17 protein-coding genes are annotated in these 15302 nt (G+C 70.5%); 8 read left to right on the top strand and 9 right to left on the bottom strand.

Annotated elements, in window-relative coordinates; all coding sequences use genetic code 11:
• The first annotated feature begins 121 nt into the window (after positions 1 to 121).
• From rpsO to kynU, 3 genes are all read left to right on the top strand, one after another.
• Positions 122 to 361 carry a 30S ribosomal protein S15 gene (gene rpsO, locus GEV26_RS11425; RefSeq protein ID WP_372490364.1) on the top strand — a complete coding sequence of 80 codons (240 nt, stop codon included), beginning with the start codon at positions 122 to 124 and terminating at the stop codon, positions 359 to 361.
• Between the two features lie 248 nt (positions 362 to 609).
• Positions 610 to 2835, top strand: coding sequence for a polyribonucleotide nucleotidyltransferase (locus GEV26_RS11420; protein ID WP_153653193.1), 2226 nt, complete (start codon positions 610 to 612; stop codon positions 2833 to 2835).
• A gap of 311 nt (positions 2836 to 3146) precedes the next feature.
• Positions 3147 to 4334, top strand: coding sequence for a kynureninase (gene kynU, locus GEV26_RS11415; protein WP_153653192.1), 1188 nt, complete (start codon positions 3147 to 3149; stop codon positions 4332 to 4334).
• Positions 4335 to 4337: 3 nt separating this feature from the next.
• Here kynU and GEV26_RS11410 read toward each other — a convergent pair whose 3' ends face one another.
• Complete coding sequence (locus GEV26_RS11410) at positions 4338 to 4961, bottom strand: hemerythrin domain-containing protein (RefSeq protein ID WP_208430954.1); 624 nt, start codon at positions 4959 to 4961, stop codon at positions 4338 to 4340.
• A 139-nt stretch (positions 4962 to 5100) separates the two neighbouring features.
• On the opposite strand from GEV26_RS11410, the gene dapB reads away from it, so the two are divergent.
• Positions 5101 to 5844: a 4-hydroxy-tetrahydrodipicolinate reductase gene (gene dapB, locus GEV26_RS11405; RefSeq protein ID WP_153653190.1), complete on the top strand. Its 744-nt coding sequence runs from the start codon at positions 5101 to 5103 to the stop codon at positions 5842 to 5844.
• A gap of 178 nt (positions 5845 to 6022) precedes the next feature.
• Here the strand turns inward: dapB and GEV26_RS11400 are convergent, their stop codons facing one another.
• From GEV26_RS11400 to GEV26_RS11385, 4 genes are read right to left on the bottom strand one after another with little or no spacing between them, the layout of a single operon-like run.
• Entirely contained in the window at positions 6023 to 6328 is a 306-nt protein-coding gene (locus GEV26_RS11400; RefSeq protein ID WP_194839835.1) for an AzlD domain-containing protein, read from the bottom strand.
• Entirely contained in the window at positions 6325 to 6996 is a 672-nt protein-coding gene (locus GEV26_RS11395; RefSeq protein WP_153653189.1) for an AzlC family ABC transporter permease, read from the bottom strand. Before GEV26_RS11395 ends, GEV26_RS11400 begins: the two co-directional genes overlap by 4 nt.
• Positions 6993 to 7523 carry a GNAT family N-acetyltransferase gene (locus GEV26_RS11390; protein ID WP_153653188.1) on the bottom strand — a complete coding sequence of 177 codons (531 nt, stop codon included), beginning with the start codon at positions 7521 to 7523 and terminating at the stop codon, positions 6993 to 6995. The genes GEV26_RS11395 and GEV26_RS11390 overlap by 4 nt, the downstream gene beginning before the upstream one ends.
• The gene (locus GEV26_RS11385; RefSeq protein ID WP_153653187.1) at positions 7520 to 8029 is read right to left on the bottom strand and encodes a hypothetical protein; all 510 of its coding nucleotides are present in this window, start codon (positions 8027 to 8029) and stop codon (positions 7520 to 7522) included. The genes GEV26_RS11390 and GEV26_RS11385 overlap by 4 nt, the downstream gene beginning before the upstream one ends.
• Before the next feature lie 50 nt (positions 8030 to 8079).
• Between GEV26_RS11385 and GEV26_RS11380 the strand changes: the two genes are divergently transcribed.
• Both GEV26_RS11380 and GEV26_RS11375 read left to right on the top strand, forming a co-directional pair.
• Complete coding sequence (locus GEV26_RS11380) at positions 8080 to 8874, top strand: thymidylate synthase (protein ID WP_153653186.1); 795 nt, start codon at positions 8080 to 8082, stop codon at positions 8872 to 8874.
• Positions 8871 to 9350 carry a dihydrofolate reductase gene (locus GEV26_RS11375; RefSeq protein WP_153653185.1) on the top strand — a complete coding sequence of 160 codons (480 nt, stop codon included), beginning with the start codon at positions 8871 to 8873 and terminating at the stop codon, positions 9348 to 9350. The genes GEV26_RS11380 and GEV26_RS11375 overlap by 4 nt, the downstream gene beginning before the upstream one ends.
• On the opposite strand, the gene GEV26_RS11370 is transcribed toward GEV26_RS11375, so the two are convergent.
• The 4 genes from GEV26_RS11370 to GEV26_RS11355 form a co-directional block, all read right to left on the bottom strand.
• Entirely contained in the window at positions 9347 to 10321 is a 975-nt protein-coding gene (locus tag GEV26_RS11370) for a glycosyl hydrolase family 18 protein (protein WP_153653184.1), read from the bottom strand. The genes GEV26_RS11375 and GEV26_RS11370 overlap by 4 nt on opposite strands.
• Positions 10318 to 11484: a mechanosensitive ion channel family protein gene (locus tag GEV26_RS11365; protein WP_153653183.1), complete on the bottom strand. Its 1167-nt coding sequence runs from the start codon at positions 11482 to 11484 to the stop codon at positions 10318 to 10320. Before GEV26_RS11365 ends, GEV26_RS11370 begins: the two co-directional genes overlap by 4 nt.
• A 64-nt stretch (positions 11485 to 11548) precedes the next feature.
• On the bottom strand, positions 11549 to 11764 hold the full coding sequence (locus tag GEV26_RS11360; protein ID WP_153653182.1) for an amphi-Trp domain-containing protein: 216 nt from the start codon (positions 11762 to 11764) through the stop codon (positions 11549 to 11551).
• Positions 11765 to 11846: 82 nt separating this feature from the next.
• Positions 11847 to 12644 (bottom strand): thioesterase family protein, encoded by a 798-nt coding sequence (locus tag GEV26_RS11355; RefSeq protein ID WP_153910572.1) that lies wholly within the window; start codon positions 12642 to 12644, stop codon positions 11847 to 11849.
• 54 nt (positions 12645 to 12698) lie between these two features.
• Between GEV26_RS11355 and dapA the strand changes: the two genes are divergently transcribed.
• A complete protein-coding gene (gene dapA / locus GEV26_RS11350) occupies positions 12699 to 13613 on the top strand; it encodes a 4-hydroxy-tetrahydrodipicolinate synthase (protein WP_153653180.1) in 915 nt (304 codons plus the stop codon).
• Between the two features lie 5 nt (positions 13614 to 13618).
• On the top strand, positions 13619 to 15298 hold the full coding sequence (locus GEV26_RS11345) for a ribonuclease J (protein WP_153653179.1): 1680 nt from the start codon (positions 13619 to 13621) through the stop codon (positions 15296 to 15298).
• Positions 15299 to 15302: the final 4 nt, after the last annotated feature.

The raw sequence follows: 15302 nt of genomic DNA, 5'->3' as shown, positions 1-15302 counted from the left end.
GGCCACGGACTAGAGAGTGCCCCGGTGGATGTGCCCGGGCGCGCCGTGCAACGGAACCCCAGGAGAAAAAGTGTCGAAGAAGACTGCTGCGCCCACAGTTGCGGGCGTCGCCAAGGAAGACATCATCAAGCAGTACGCACTCAGCGACGGCGACACCGGATCCCCCGAGGTCCAGATCGCGCTGCTGACCGCTCGTATCGCCCACCTGACCGGCCACCTGCAGGAGCACAAGCACGACCACCACAGCCGTCGTGGTCTGCTGCTCCTCGTCGGACAGCGTCGTCGCCTGCTGAACTACCTGCAGAACAACGACATCGAGCGCTACCGTTCGCTCATCGAGCGTCTCGGCCTGCGCCGCTAGCTCGCCGGGGCGGTCACCTCACACGAGGTGGCCGCCCCGCCCCGCAAGGGGCACCTCGCACGACCCACAACTGCACAGTCGCAACACAACAGACGAGAACCCTCGGACACGACGCGCTCGGTCCTCGGTAGTGGCCTTCGGGAGCGCCTCAGGGTGGCCCGCAGGCCTCGATCGAAGACCGGCATGGTTTCACCGCCCGCCCGGTTCTCGTCCCTACAGGCAGACACACGTCTGCGGAAGGGACATCTATGTCCGAACTTCACTCCGTCGAGACAGTCATCGACAACGGTGCCTTCGGCACCCGCACCATCCGCTTCGAGACCGGCGTCCTCGCCCAGCAGGCGGCCGGCTCGGTCGCTGCGTTCCTCGACGACGACACGATGCTCCTGTCGGCCACGACGGCCGGCAAGCACCCCAAGGACCACTTCGATTTCTTCCCCCTGACGATCGACGTCGAGGAGCGGATGTACGCCGCCGGCCGCATCCCGGGATCGTTCTTCCGTCGCGAGGGACGTCCCAGCGAGGACGCGATCCTTACGTGCCGTCTGATCGACCGCCCGCTGCGCCCGACGTTCAAGAAGGGTCTGCGCAACGAGGTCCAGGTCGTCATCACGGTCCTGGCGCTCAACCCCGACACCCCGTACGACGTGCTCGCGATCAACGCGGCGTCCGCGTCGACGCAGATCTCGGGCCTGCCGTTCAGCGGCCCGGTCGGCGCGACCCGCGTCGCCCTGATCGACGGTCAGTGGGTCGGCTTCCCGACGCACAGCCAGCTCGAGAACGCGGTCTTCGACATGGTCGTCGCCGGCCGTGTCGCCGGTGACGACGTCGCGATCATGATGGTCGAGGCCGAGTCCACCGAGGCCACGTGGGACCTCGTCCAGAGCGGCGTCCAGGCGCCCACCGAGGAGATCGTCGCCGGTGGCCTCGACGCCGCCAAGGTCTTCATCAAGCAGCTGTGCGAGGCCCAGGCCGAGCTCGCCGCAACCGCCGCCAAGCCGGTCCGCGACTTCCCGGTCTTCCTCGACTTCGAGGACGACGTCTACGCCGCGGTCGAGGCCGTTGCCAAGGACGACCTCGCCCAGGCCCTGACGATCGTCAGCAAGGCCGACCGCGAGGAGCGCGAGTCCGAGATCAAGGCCGACGTCATCGACAAGATCGGCGCCGACTTCGAGGGTCGCGAGAAGGAGATCGGTGCGGCCATCCGCGCGGTCACCAAGAAGGTCGTCCGCGAGCGCGTCCTGCGCGACAAGGTCCGCATCGACGGCCGTGGCCTGGAGGACATCCGTGCCCTCAGCGCCGAGGTCGGCATCGTTCCCCGCGTCCACGGCTCGGCACTGTTCCAGCGTGGCGAGACCCAGATCCTGGGCATCACGACGCTGAACATGCTCGGCCTGGAGCAGAAGCTCGACACGCTCTCGCCCGAGACGTCGCGCCGCTACATGCACAACTACAACTTCCCGCCCTACTCGACCGGTGAGACCGGCCGGGTCGGTTCGCCGAAGCGTCGCGAGATCGGTCACGGCGCCCTCGCGGGCCGTGCGCTGCTGCCCGTGCTGCCGACGCGCGAGGAGTTCCCCTACGCGATCCGCCAGGTCTCGGAGGCGCTGAGCTCGAACGGCTCGACGTCGATGGGCTCGGTCTGCGCCTCGACGCTCGGTCTGCTCAACGCGGGTGTCCCGCTGCGCGCGCCGGTCGCGGGCATCGCGATGGGTCTCATCTCCGGTGAGGTCGACGGCGAGCAGAAGTTCGTCACGCTGACCGACATCCTCGGAGCCGAGGACGCCTTCGGCGACATGGACTTCAAGGTCGCCGGCACGCGTGAGTTCGTCACCGCACTGCAGCTCGACACCAAGCTCGACGGCATCCCCGCCGACGTGCTGGCCGGTGCGCTGCAGCAGGCGTACGGCGCTCGCGTCGCGATCCTCGACGTCATGGCCGAGGCCATCGACGAGCCCGACGAGATGAGCCCCTACGCCCCGCGGATCATCACGATCAAGATCCCCGTGGACAAGATCGGTGAGGTCATCGGCCCCAAGGGCAAGATCATCAACCAGATCCAGGACGACACGGGCGCGAACATCTCGCTCGAGGACGACGGCACGGTCTACGTCGGCGCCGAGAACGGCGAGGCGGCCGAGGCTGCGCGCGACGCGATCAACGCGATCGCCAACCCGACGATGCCCGAGGTCGGCGAGCGCTACCTCGGCACCGTCGTCAAGACGGTCGACTTCGGCGCGTTCGTCTCGCTGTCCCCGGGTCGCGACGGCCTGCTGCACATCAGCAAGCTGCGTGAGCTCAACGGTGGCCAGCGCGTCAACAACGTCGAGGACGTCGTCTCGGTCGGTCAGAAGATCCAGGTCGAGATCGCCGAGCTCGGCGACCGCGGCAAGCTCTCGCTGATCCCCGTCATCGAGGACAAGGGCGAGGGCGACGCCGCCCCCGCCGAGGAGCCGGCTGACGCCGACGCCTGATCCGCACCCGTGAAGGGCCCCGCTGCTTCGGCAGCGGGGCCCTTCCGCTTCCCCCACCCGCCCACGAGTCACGTACGGACGCTGACGAGTCGCGTACGGACGGTGACGAGTCGCGTACGGACGGTGACGAGTCGCGTGTGGACAGTGACGAGTCGCGTACGGACGGTGACGAGTCGCGTGTGGACAATTCCCGCCTCCGTACGTGACTCGTGGGACGCCATACGTGACTCCTCGGCGGTCGTGCGTGACTCGCCGGCGGTCGTGCGTGACTCGTCGGCAGGTGGGCGCGAGGGGCGTGAGAGCATCGCCTGATGGCCACGCCCCACGACCTCGACGCCACCGACCCCCTGAACGGCTTCCGCGACCGGTTCGTGATCGATGACGACCTCGTCGCGTACCTCGACGGCAACTCGCTCGGCCGGCTGCCGAAGGCGACACAGGAGCGGCTCGCGGCGTTCGTGCGTGAGGAGTGGGGAGGCCGGCTGATCCGCGGCTGGACCGAGAGCTGGGTCGACCTGCCGGTGACCGTCGGCGACGAGCTCGGCGCGGCCCTGCTGGGCGCGGCCGCTGGACAGACGGTCATCGCCGACTCCACGTCGGTCAACCTCTACAAGCTCCTGCACGCCGCGGCCGGGGTCCGCCCGGGCCGCGACGAGATCGTGATCGACGCGACGAACTTTCCGACCGACCGCTACCTCGTCGAGTCGGTGGCGCGGGCACGCGGCATGACCGTGCGGTGGGTGACGCCCGACCTGGTGGACAACGTCACCGTGGAGGTGCTCCGCCCGGCGCTGGGGGAGCGGACCGCTGTCGTGCTGCTGAGCCACGTCGACTACCGGTCGGGCACGCTGCTCGACCTCGCATCCTTGACGGCCGAGGTCCACGCGGCGGGCGGCGTCGTGATCTGGGACCTCTGCCACTCCGCGGGCGTCGTCGAGATCGAGCTGGACGCCCTCGAGGTCGACTTCGCGGTCGGCTGCACCTACAAGTACGTCAACGCCGGCCCGGGCGCGCCGGCCTTCGCGTACGTCGCGGAGCGGCACCTGGCAGCCGCCGAGCAGCCCATCGCCGGCTGGTGGAGCGCTGCCGACCTGTTCGCGATGTCCGACACGTACGAGAGCTCCCCGACGATCCGCCGCCTCCTCAGCGGTACGCCGCCGGTGGCCGGGATCCTCGCGGTCCAGCAGGGCGTACGGCTGATCGCCGAGGCCGGCGTCGAGCAGATCCGGGCGAAGTCCGAGGCGCTCACGGCGTACGCGATCGAGCTGCTCGACGAGGCGGGCCTGGAGATCGTGACCCCGCGGGAGCCGGCGCTGCGCGGCAGCCACGTGACCGTACGGCACCCCGACGCGCGGCGCCTGGCCGAGGAGATGGTGGAGCGCGGCGTGGTGCCCGACTTCCGCGAGCCCGACCTGATCCGCCTCGGCCTGTCGCCGCTGACGACGTCGTTCGCGGAGGCGGCCGCGGGCATCGCGGTGCTGGTCGGGCTCGCGGAGTAGGTCTCACACCGGGGCGCGCAACGTGCGGATCTCCTTCTCGTACTGCCGCCGGCCGGTGAGCCGGTAGAGCACCCGCGCCGGCAGCGGGACGTGGGCGAGCACCATGCTGCGCTGCTCGGGCGTGGCGTCCTCCAGGATGTAGCCGAGCTGGACCAGGAGCCGGTTCCGCGGGACGGACGCCATCCCGGCCTCGCCGAGGCGGTCCCACTCGGCCTGGGAGAGCGACATGGCCGCGACCGGCAGGATGACCTCCTCCTCCTGCCCGAGGTGGGTGTCGAGCGCGGACGACACCGCGTCGAGCGCGGCGGCGAGCCGCTCGCGGGACTCGGCGTCCGCGGCAGGGGTCCAGGCCGGGATGATCTCCTCGACCCGGTCGAGCAGATCGGAGACCGCGGCGTGCTGGGCCTTCATCTGCCCGACGTGCAGCGCGCACCCGGGGGAGCGGTCGACGAGGGTGTCCCACAGGATCTCGTCCTCGTTGTGGTGGTGGTGATGCAGTGCGGTGACGATCTCGGCCAGGTAGGTCGCGACGCGCGCGGCCTGCGCGGTGTTGCCGGCATCGACGTGGCGGACCATGGGGCCCGCCAGTCGGAACTCGCGGCGGAACACCTGGTGGATCAGCAGCATGTCATCGGTCTCGCAACTCATCGGTCGCGGTGTGCCCTCGGGCATGGTGGGTCCTTTCCTCATCGGGGCCCCGAGGCTGGCCCATGGTAGGCCCGAGTCGGCGGGCGTGTCACGGATCGCGTCTCGTACGATCGGCGACATGACACGGGTTGCGGTGCTGGGCGCCAAGGGGCGCATGGGTTCGGAGTCGGTGCGGGCGATCAACGCCGCCGACGGTCTGGAGGTGGTGGCCGAGATCGACCTGGGCGACTCCCTCGACCAGGTCACCGCCGCCGGGGCGGAGGTGGCGCTCGACTTCACCCAGCCCCACGTCGCCCTCGACAACGTCCTGTGGTGCATCGAGCACGGCGTGGACGTCGTGGTGGGCACGTCCGGCTTCGACGACGAGCGCATCGCCGCCGTACGCTCGGCGCTCGGCGACTCACCTGCCAGCGGGGTGCTGGTGGTGCCCAACTTCTCGATCGGCGCGATCTTGATGATGCGTTTCGCAGCGACTGCGGCGCCGTTCTTCGAGTCGGTCGAGGTCATCGAGATGCACCACCCCGACAAGGTCGACGCACCGTCGGGCACTGCCGTGCGTACTGCCGAGCTGATCGCTGCGTCGCGCCGCGAGGCGGGGTCGCCGGGCCTGCCCGATGCGACCACGACCGATCCCGACGGCGCCCGCGGCGCGAAGATCGACGGCATCCCCGTCCACTCGGTCCGGGCCCGCGGATTCGTCGCCTCGCAGCAGGTGCTCATGGGCGGGGCCGGTGAGGAGTTCACGATCCGCCACGACTCGCACGACCGTACGTCGTTCATGCCCGGCGTCGTCGCGGCCGTCCGCGGCGCCGGCAGCCGTCCTGGCCTCACCGTGGGACTCGACGACGTCCTCGGCCTCTGACGGTTTCCCACGGTCCCGTGGGAAACCGTCACTCACCGCGGGTGCTGCTCGCTTCCCTAGGAAGATCTGTCACTTCCCGCGGCTCTTTGTCACTTCCCGCGGGTTAAGACGCGAGGGGAGTGCGCAATTCCCACGGTCCCGTGGGAAACCGGCAACGGGGAACGGGGGACGGGGGGGGTCAGAGCTGGCGGGCGAGGGCGGCGACCAGGGCGGCGGCGACGACCATGGGGAGGAACGGGACGCGCAGGGCCAGGAGGACTGCGGCGACACCGAGGGCGAGCAGGCGGGCGTCGACCTGCACGGACGTGCCGTCGGCGAACACCTGCACCGCGATCAGGGCGCCGAGCAGTCCCGCGGGGATGAGCTCGACCGCCCGCACCGTCAGGGGGTGCTGCAGCACCCGCTCGGGCACGGACAGCCCGGCGTACTTGAGGGCGAAGCACCCCACCGCCATCACGACGATGCCGCCCCACAGCGCCGTCACGAGGCCCGCCCCGGTCGCCACAGCAGGCCGAGCAGCACGGCGGCGCCACCGCCGAGGATGATCGGCATCCCGGCACTGGTCAGCGGGACGAGGCCGAGGGCCACCGCGGCGCCCACGAGCGCGACGAGGCGCCCCTTCGCCGAGGCGAGCCGCGGCCACAGGAGGCCGAGAAAGGCGGCCCCGACAGCCGCGTCCAGACCGTATGTCCGCGGGTCGCCGATCGCGTTGCCGGCCCACGCGCCCGCGGCGGTGGACAGGTTCCACAGCACGAAGATCGAGATCCCGGTCCAGTAGAAGCCGAGCCGGGCCTGGCGTCTGGTCGGGCGCGTGACGCCCATGGCAGTCGACTCGTCGATCACGAAGTGCGCCGTCGCGAGCCGCTGCGCGGGGGTCAGCTCGAGCTTGGGGGCCATGCTGACCCCGTAGAACAGGTTGCGGCTGCCGAGCAGGATCGCGGTCAGCGAGCCCGTCAGGGGGTTGCCGCCGGACGCGATGATCCCGACGAACGCGAACTGCGAGGCGCCGGTGAAGACCAGCAGCGAGATGAGGCAGGTCTGCAGCACGCTGAGCCCGGACGACGTGGAGATCGCGCCGAACGACACGCCGTACGCGCCAGTGGCCAGGCCGACGCCGAGCGAGTCGACGATGACCGATCGGTCGCTGGTCATGCCAGGGTCGTGTGCAGCCGCAGCTGCTTGACCGTGGCCCCGCTGTCGCCGGCGAGCTCACGGTGGGCACCGTCGGGCGCCCAGCCGGACTCGGTCACGAACGACCGGAGTGCATCGTCTGTCGACGTGACCCACCAGCGCGCGCGGGTGAACCGGTCGGCGGCGAGGGTGTCGACCGCGGCCTGCAGGAGCCGTGACCCGTGCCCGGCGCGCTGGTGACCGGGGTCGACCACGAGCTCGCCGATCTCGCCGTCGGTGACCTGGTCGCTGTCGGGGTCGTACGACGGGTGCACCAGTGCGAAGCCGCGGACGTCCGCCCGCTCGAGCGCGACGAGCACCCGCAGCCGCGCGTCCGCAGGTGAGCTGACGAGCGTGGCCCACCGCTCGGCGAGGAGCGCGGGATCGAGGGCCTCCAGCTCGGGGGCGGGCACGGCGTCGTTCGCCTGCCACGACGCGAGCTGCACGCGGACGATCGCGGCGGCGTCGTCCGGCCAGGCGAGACGGGCGCTGACGTCGGCCGTCGTCATGCGACCGGACGTTCGATGAAGCTCTCCACCAGCTGGGAGTCCGCGCCGCGGGAGTCGAGCATCGCGGCGGTCATGGACGTGTTGCGCAGGCTGGGCCAGATCTCCCAGGCCAGGACGAGCAGACCGGGGACGCCCGCGATGACCAGGGGCCACCCGCCGTGGTCGGTGACGAACGTGACGAGCACCGCGATCAGCAGCGGTGCCTCGCAGAACGCGAGCCGGCGGACGGTCTGGCCGGCGAAGACCCCGACCGCGAGCCGGTGCTGGTCGGCGGGGGCGAGATCGGGGTCCAGGGGCGCGGCCGACATCCAGACCCGTTCGGCGAGGACGGCGCCGACGCCGACCAGGACGACGAGCGCCACGGCCATCCAGGTCGGCGGGTAGTCCGCGTCCGAGCCGCCGAGCATGAAGAACAGGAGCACGAAGAAGCCTGCGGTGAGGCCGACCTGCAGGAGCGCGAAGCTGCGCACCTCGGCAGGACTGGCGTCGAACTCGTCACGCGGCATGGACAGAGTTTCGCACACGATCGATGCGTGGTGATTGATAGTCTGCGAGCATGCGGGCCTACCTCGATCTCGTCCAGCGCATCCTCGATGAAGGCGTCGCGAAGGGTGACCGCACGGGCACCGGCACGCGCAGCGTCTTCGGCCACCAGATGCGCTTCGACCTGTCCGAGGGCTTCCCTCTGGTGACCACCAAGAAGATCCACGTCAAGTCGGTCGTCGGCGAGCTCCTGTGGTTCATCAAGGGCGACACCAACACCGCGTTCCTGCGCGACAACGGCATCTCGATCTGGGACGAGTGGGCGGACGACAACGGCGATCTCGGACCGGTCTACGGCTACCAGTGGCGGTCGTGGCCCGCCCCGGATGGCCGGCACATCGACCAGCTCGCGGACGTCATCGAGCAGATCAAGGCCAACCCCGACTCCCGCCGGCACGTGGTCAGCGCGTGGAACGTCGCCGACCTCGACGCGATGGCCCTCATGCCGTGCCACGCGTTCTTCCAGTTCTACGTGGCCGACGGCAAGCTGTCGTGCCAGATGTACCAGCGCTCGGCAGACGTGTTCCTCGGGGTCCCGTTCAACATCGCCTCGTACGCGCTGCTGACCCACATGGTCGCCCAGGTCACGGGCCTGGAGGTCGGCGACTTCGTCCACACGCTCGGCGACGCGCACCTCTACCTCAACCACCTCGACCAGGCCCGCGAGCAGCTCACCCGCGAGCCGCGCGCGCTCCCCGAGCTGTGGCTCGACCCGGCCGTCACCTCGATCGACGACTTCACGCTCGACTCGGTCAAGGTCTCCGGCTACGACCCGCACCCGCGGATCTCCGCTCCGATCGCCGTATGACGGTCACCGTCGTCGTCGCGATCGGCCGCAACGGCGTCATCGGCAAGGACGGCGACCTGCCGTGGCCGCCCACCGGCGACCTCGCGCAGTTCAAGGCCCTCACGATGGGCCACCCGCTGGTCATGGGCCGCGCGACGTACGAGTCGATCGGCCGGCCGCTCCCGGGACGTACGTCGATCGTGCTGACGCGTGACCCGTCCTGGTCGGCCGAGGGGGTCGAGACCGCAGGCGATCTTCGCTCTGCGCTCGCCCGGGCGGCCGAGCTCGACGACGAGGCGTTCGTGATCGGCGGCGCACAGGTCTACGCCGCCGCGATCGAGGCCGACGTCGTCGACCGCCTGGTCGTCACCCGGGTGCACCTGGCGCCGGACGGCGACGCGTGGTTCCCCGAGGTCGACTGGTCCCGCTGGTACGAGACCGGCCGCGAGGCCCACGACGGCTACGACATCGTCACGTACGACCGCGCGAGGCCCTAGCGCAGGCGGCCCGACGAGCCGATCTCCCAGATCGACACGCCGTGCAGGCCGTACGACCGGGCGATCTTCTCGCGGGCCCGCAGCGAGCGGCGGTCCGACCACCAGATCGTCCGCCCACCGGACAGCTTCGCGGACCACTCGCCCTGCTTGGCGCGCCAACGGGCCTTGTCGCCTGCGCGCTTGCGGGCCTGCGAGACCGTGAGGGTGCGGCTCCCGCGTCCCCATTGGTAGCCGTACGCGGCCACCCCGAGGTCGATCTTGCGGTTGGGCAGGACCTTCGCGAAGTAGCTCAGCTCGCGCCGGACCCACGACAGCGAGCCCACGGGACCGGGACGCGACCAGCCGGGGCCGTGCTGGTCGTACGCCATCAGGACCATGCGGTCCAGGCTCGGCGCGAGGGCCGCGAGGTCATAGCCGCGAGCGAGATAGCCGCGGCGATCGGTCGAGGCCATGAACGCCATCGACAACGTCTTGCCGGGCAGGGCCGCATCGAGCTCGCGGGTGAACGCGACCAGCCCCGCCATGTCGCGGGACCTCAGCGACTCCAGGTCGATCTGCAGCCCGTCAAAGCCGCGCGTGGCCTTCCGGAGCGCCCGGATCACGGCCGCGCGCGCCGGTCCGGAGGTCAGCATCCGGTGGGCGACGCGCTCGTCGAAGTCCTTGAGGTCGTCGCTGTAGTTGCTCAGCAGCAGGACGGCCTTGCGACCGTGCCGGTGCGCGGCGCGACGCAGCTGGGCGACGTCGGCGCTGACGGGGGAGATGCGGGCGGGTCCGTCGAGCGCGACACCGGAGATCGCGATCGTGCGCAGGTAGCGACCGTCGCGGGTCACGTCGGAAGGGCTGGCCGAGCCCTGGAGCGCGTAGCCGGTGGCGTTGACGGGTGCCTTCGCCGCCGCCGGGACAGCGGGTCCGCCGACCACGAGGACCGCCGCGGAGAGCAGGGCGAGGCGCGAGCGCACGGTGGCGGTCATTCGCGGGGGAGCCCGTCCTCGTCGACGGCGGGCAGCTGACCGGTGATGCGGGCCGCCCGGTCGTCGCCCTGCTGGTCACCGCTGAACAGGCCGGTCGCCTCCTCCTCGCTGGCCCGGCGCGGGGCGCGGCGCGGGACCGACTCGACCCGGAAGCGGGGCAGGCCGCCCTCGTCGGCGCTCTGCAGCCAGTCCACCATCCGCTCGCGCACGAAGCACCTCAGGTCGAACAACGTGGGCGCGTCCTTGGCGGTCACGAGGATGCGGATCCGCACCCAGCCGTTGACCGCGTCGGTCACCTGCAGCACCTTGGTGCGCCCGTCCCACAGGTCGGTGGTCGGCAGGATGCGGTCGAGCTCGGCGCGCATGCCGTCGGGGCTGACCCGCCAGTCGACGTCGAACTCCACCGAGCCCAGCAGCTCTGAGTGCTTGCGGGTCCAGTTCTGGAACGGGGTCGTGGTGAAGTACGTCGCCGGCAGGACCATGTTGCGGTCGTCCCACAGGCGTACGACGACATAGCTGAGCGTGATCTCGTCGATCCACCCCCACTCGTCCTCCACGATGACCGCGTCGCCGTAGCGGATCGATCCGCTGAACGCGATCTGCAGGCCGGCGATCACGTTGCTGAGCGTGGACTGTGCGGCCACCGCCGCGATGACCGAGATGATGCCGGCGGACGCGAGCACGCTGGCGCCGGCCGCGCTGACCCCCGGGAAGCTGAGCAGCACCGCAGCCGCGGCCAGGAACACGATCGCGACGAGGGTGACGCGGCGGATCACCGCGGTCTGGGTCTTGGCGCGGCGGGCGGCGAGGTTGTCGACCGCGTCGAGGCGGTAGCGGCGCAGGGCCATGTCCTCGAGGGACAGCACGATGACGCCGACGAGCCACGCGGCGGTGATGATGATCGCGACCCGCATGCCGAGCTCGACCCAGCGGCCGAGGTCCTCGCGCTCGGACCACGGCGCGTTGCGGGAGACCGCGATCGCGCACGCCACGACGACCAGCAGCATGCGGAACGGGATCGCGGCGGCGCGGCTCAGATAGCGCGCGACGGGGGAGCGGCGACCGATCCGGCGGGTGACCAGGGCGACGATCACCGCCAGGACCAACGCGTTGAGCAGCGCGATCCCGATCGTCGGGAGGAAGTCCTTCCAGGGGTCGCTCATGGACCCATGGTCGCAAGTCCGGGCCGATCGTGCGCAGGACGCGCCCGGTCGGCCCGGATGCGGGTCACCAGCTGAGCTCGATCTCGATCTCGTTCTCGTCGCCCACCTCGACCTCGAGGGAGAAGCTCACCTCGTCGGGGACGTCGACCGTGATCCGGTGGCCGCCGCGCTCGAGCTCGATCGAGTTGTGCCGCGAGAGGGCGTCGGCCAGCGCGCGCAGGCGCTCGGCCGCGGCCTCGCGGGACAGGCGCTGCGTGCTCTCGGTCTCGAACAGGTCCATCGGGTGTCTCCTTCATCCGGGGGCAGGTGCGCACCACGTTATCGGGCGACCCGGCGAGCGGCCCGCGCCTCGGACACCCGGCTCAGAGCAGGATGCCGAGCTGGCGGCTCTGCGCGAGCAGGTTGCCGTCCTCGTCCCACAGCTCACAGTCCTCCTCGTGGAAGCCGTTGACCACGTGGCGCGTGGTCAGCCGGGTCGCGACCCACCCCGGGCGGGGCAGCCGGTGCAGGTGCACCGTGAGCTGGACCGTCATCGAGTTGAATCCCTCGCCGAGCTCGACGATCGGCGGCACGAACGAGTCGCAGAGCAGGCCGAGCGCCGGGAAGTCGATCTCGCGACCGCCGCTGAGCCGCTGCCAGGCCGTCATCGTCGGATCGCCGCTCGGGCGCCCGACGAAGAAGCCCGGCACCTGGTCGATCCGGTAGTCCACGCGGTCGAAGAGACCGCCGCCCGGCGCGCCGTGCTCGCGGGGATCGATGCACTCGTCGGGGGGACGCAGCTCGGGCGGCGTGCCGAGCTCGTGGCTCTCGCCGCCGGAGCGGTCACCGAAGCTCGCGGTCATCTCCGCGACGTGGCGCTCGCCCTCCCACAGCGACGCGGTGCCGGTCTGCACGCGGCGTCCGATCCGCAGGGGGCGCGTACGCAGCTCGGCCGCACCGGTCTCGGGGGAGGCGAGGTACGTGATCGAGGCGACGAGCGGGTCGCCGGAGCCGAGCTCGTCGCCGAGTCCCCGCAACATCGCGGCGAGGATGTAGCCGCCGTTGGGCTTGCCGAGGGGGGTGTTCCACCGGTCGGTCAGCCTCAGGTCACGGATCCCGTCGCCGCGAGGCGCGGAGGCCGTGTCGATGTCGTAGATGTCCTCGTCGGTACGCTCGTTCACGCCGCCATCCTGCCGGTCGTCGGCGACAGGTCGGCAGGCGGTAGCCTCGGAGGCATGACGTCGCCGCTCGCCACCGAGGCCGCGCCCTTCGGGCGTGTGCTGACCGCCATGGTCACGCCGTTCACCCGCGAGGGTGAGCTCGATCTCGACGCCGCGCAGAAGGTCGCGACCTACCTCGTCGACCACGGCAACGACGGCCTGGTCATCAGCGGCACGACCGGCGAGTCGCCCACGACGACCGTCGAGGAGGACGGCCGGCTGCTGGTCGCCGTGCTCGAGGCCGTCGGTGACCGCGCCACGGTCGTGGCCGGCGTCGGCACCAACGACACGCGTCACTCCGTCGCGCTGGCCCAGCAGGCCAAGAAGGCCGGCGCCCACGGCACCCTCGTCGTCACGCCCTACTACAGCAAGCCGCCGCAGTCGGGCATCCTCTCGCACTTCACGCAGGTCGCGCGGGCCGGTGACGACCTGCCCGTCATGCTCTACGACATCCCCGGCCGCAGCGGCGTCAAGATCGCGGACGAGACCTACCTCGCGATGGCCGACGACCCGCAGATCGTCGCGATGAAGGACGCCGTCGGTGATCTCAGCCGCGGCTCCTGGCTCATGAACGAGACCGGCCTGAAGATCTACTCCGGCGACGACCCGCTCAACCTGCCCTGGCTCGCGATGGGAGCGAGCGGCATCGTCAGCGTCGTCGCGCACGCCGCGTCGCGTCAGTACGCCGACATGGTCGCGGCCGTCGACGCCGGCGACCTGCCCACGGCCCGGGCCATCCACCACCAGCTGCTTCCCGCCGTCTCGGCGATGATGAATCACACGCAGGGCGCGATCACGGCGAAGGCTGCCATGCAGCTCCTCGGCGTGCTCGAGCACCGCACGATGCGTGATCCGCTCCCCGATGCCACTGACGACGAGGTCGCGATCGTTCGCGACGGACTCATGGCGTCGGGCCTTCTCGAAAGCTAGGCCACATGAGCCACATGCACACGGAGCTCGGCGCTCCGCCCACCCTGCCCGAAGGCGCCCTGCGCGTCATCCCCCTCGGGGGACTCGGAGAGATCGGTCGCAACATGACCGTCTTCGAGTACGGCGGCAAGCTGCTGATCGTCGACTGCGGCGTCCTCTTCCCCGAGGAGAACCAGCCCGGTGTCGACCTGATCCTGCCCGACTTCGGTCCGATCCGTGACCGGTTGAAGGACGTCGTCGGCATCGTGCTGACCCACGGCCACGAGGACCACATCGGCGGCGTGCCGTACCTGCTGCGTGAGCGCGGCAACATCCCGGTCATCGGCTCGCAGCTGACGTTGGCGTTCCTGGACCCCAAGCTCAAGGAGCACCGGCTCAAGGACGCCCCCAAGTACGTCGTGTCCGAGGGCGACGTCGAGACGTTCGGCCCGTTCGAGCTGGAGTTCGTCGCTGTCAACCACTCGATCCCGGACGCCCTCGCGGTCGCGATCAAGACGCCGGCCGGCGTCGCGCTGCACACCGGCGACTTCAAGATGGACCAGCTGCCGCTCGACGGCCGCATCACAGACCTGCGCGCATTCGCCCGGCTCGGCGAGGAGGGGGTCGACCTCTTCCTGACCGACTCGACCAACGCCGAGGTCCCCGGCTTCACGACGTCCGAGCGCAACATCACGCCGGCGATCGACGCGGTCTTCGCGTCGAGCAAGAAGCGCATCATCGTCGCGTCGTTCGCCTCGCACATCCACCGCGTCCAGCAGGTCATCGACGCCGCGGCCAAGCACGACCGCAAGGTCGCTTACGTGGGCCGCTCGATGGTCCGCAACATGCAGATCGCCCGCGAGCTGGGCTACCTCCACGTGCCGGACGGCGTCGTCGTGGACAAGATCGACGCCGCGCCGCCGCACAAGATGGTGCTGATGTCGACGGGCTCGCAGGGCGAGCCGATGGCCGCGCTGTCGCGCATGGCCAACAACAGCCACCAGCAGGTCAGCCTCGAGCCCGGCGACACGGTCCTCATGGCCTCCTCGCTCATCCCCGGCAACGAGAACGCGATCTACCGCGTGATCGACGGCCTGACCAAGCTGGGTGCCAACGTCGTGCACAAGGGCAATGCGCTCGTGCACGTCTCGGGCCACGCCTCGGCCGGCGAGCTGCTCTACTGCTACAACATCGTCCAGCCCAGCAACGTGCTGCCGGTGCACGGCGAGATCCGGCACCTGCACGCCAATGCCAAGCTCGCGACCGCGACGGGCGTGCCCAACGTGCTGCTGGCCGAGGACGGCTACGTCATCGACCTGGTCGACGGGCACGCGTCCATCACGGGTGCTGTCGACTGCGGCTACGTGTACGTCGACGGCTCGTCCGTGGGCGACCTGACGGACTCCGAGCTCAAGGACCGTCGCGTCCTCGGCGAGGAGGGCTTCATCTCGGTCGTCGTCGTGGTCGACTCGGCCACCGGCAAGATCCTGTCCGGGCCCGAGATCCACGCCCGCGGCATCGCCGAGGAGGACTCGGCGTTCGACGAGATCATGCCCAAGATCATCTCGGCGCTCGAGGAGGCCATCTCCGACGGCACCCGCGACTCCGGCCAGCTCCAGCAGGTCATCCGTCGCGTGCTCGGCTCGTTCGTGGGACGCCGCCTGCGTCGCCGTCCGATGATCCTCCCGGTCGTCATCCAGGCCTGAGTCG

The sequence above is a fragment of the Aeromicrobium yanjiei genome (genome assembly GCF_009649075.1).
Lineage (GTDB): Bacteria > Actinomycetota > Actinomycetes > Propionibacteriales > Nocardioidaceae > Aeromicrobium > Aeromicrobium yanjiei.
Note: the sequence above shows the minus strand (reverse complement) of the source record. Positions and strands in the feature narration are given on the sequence as shown.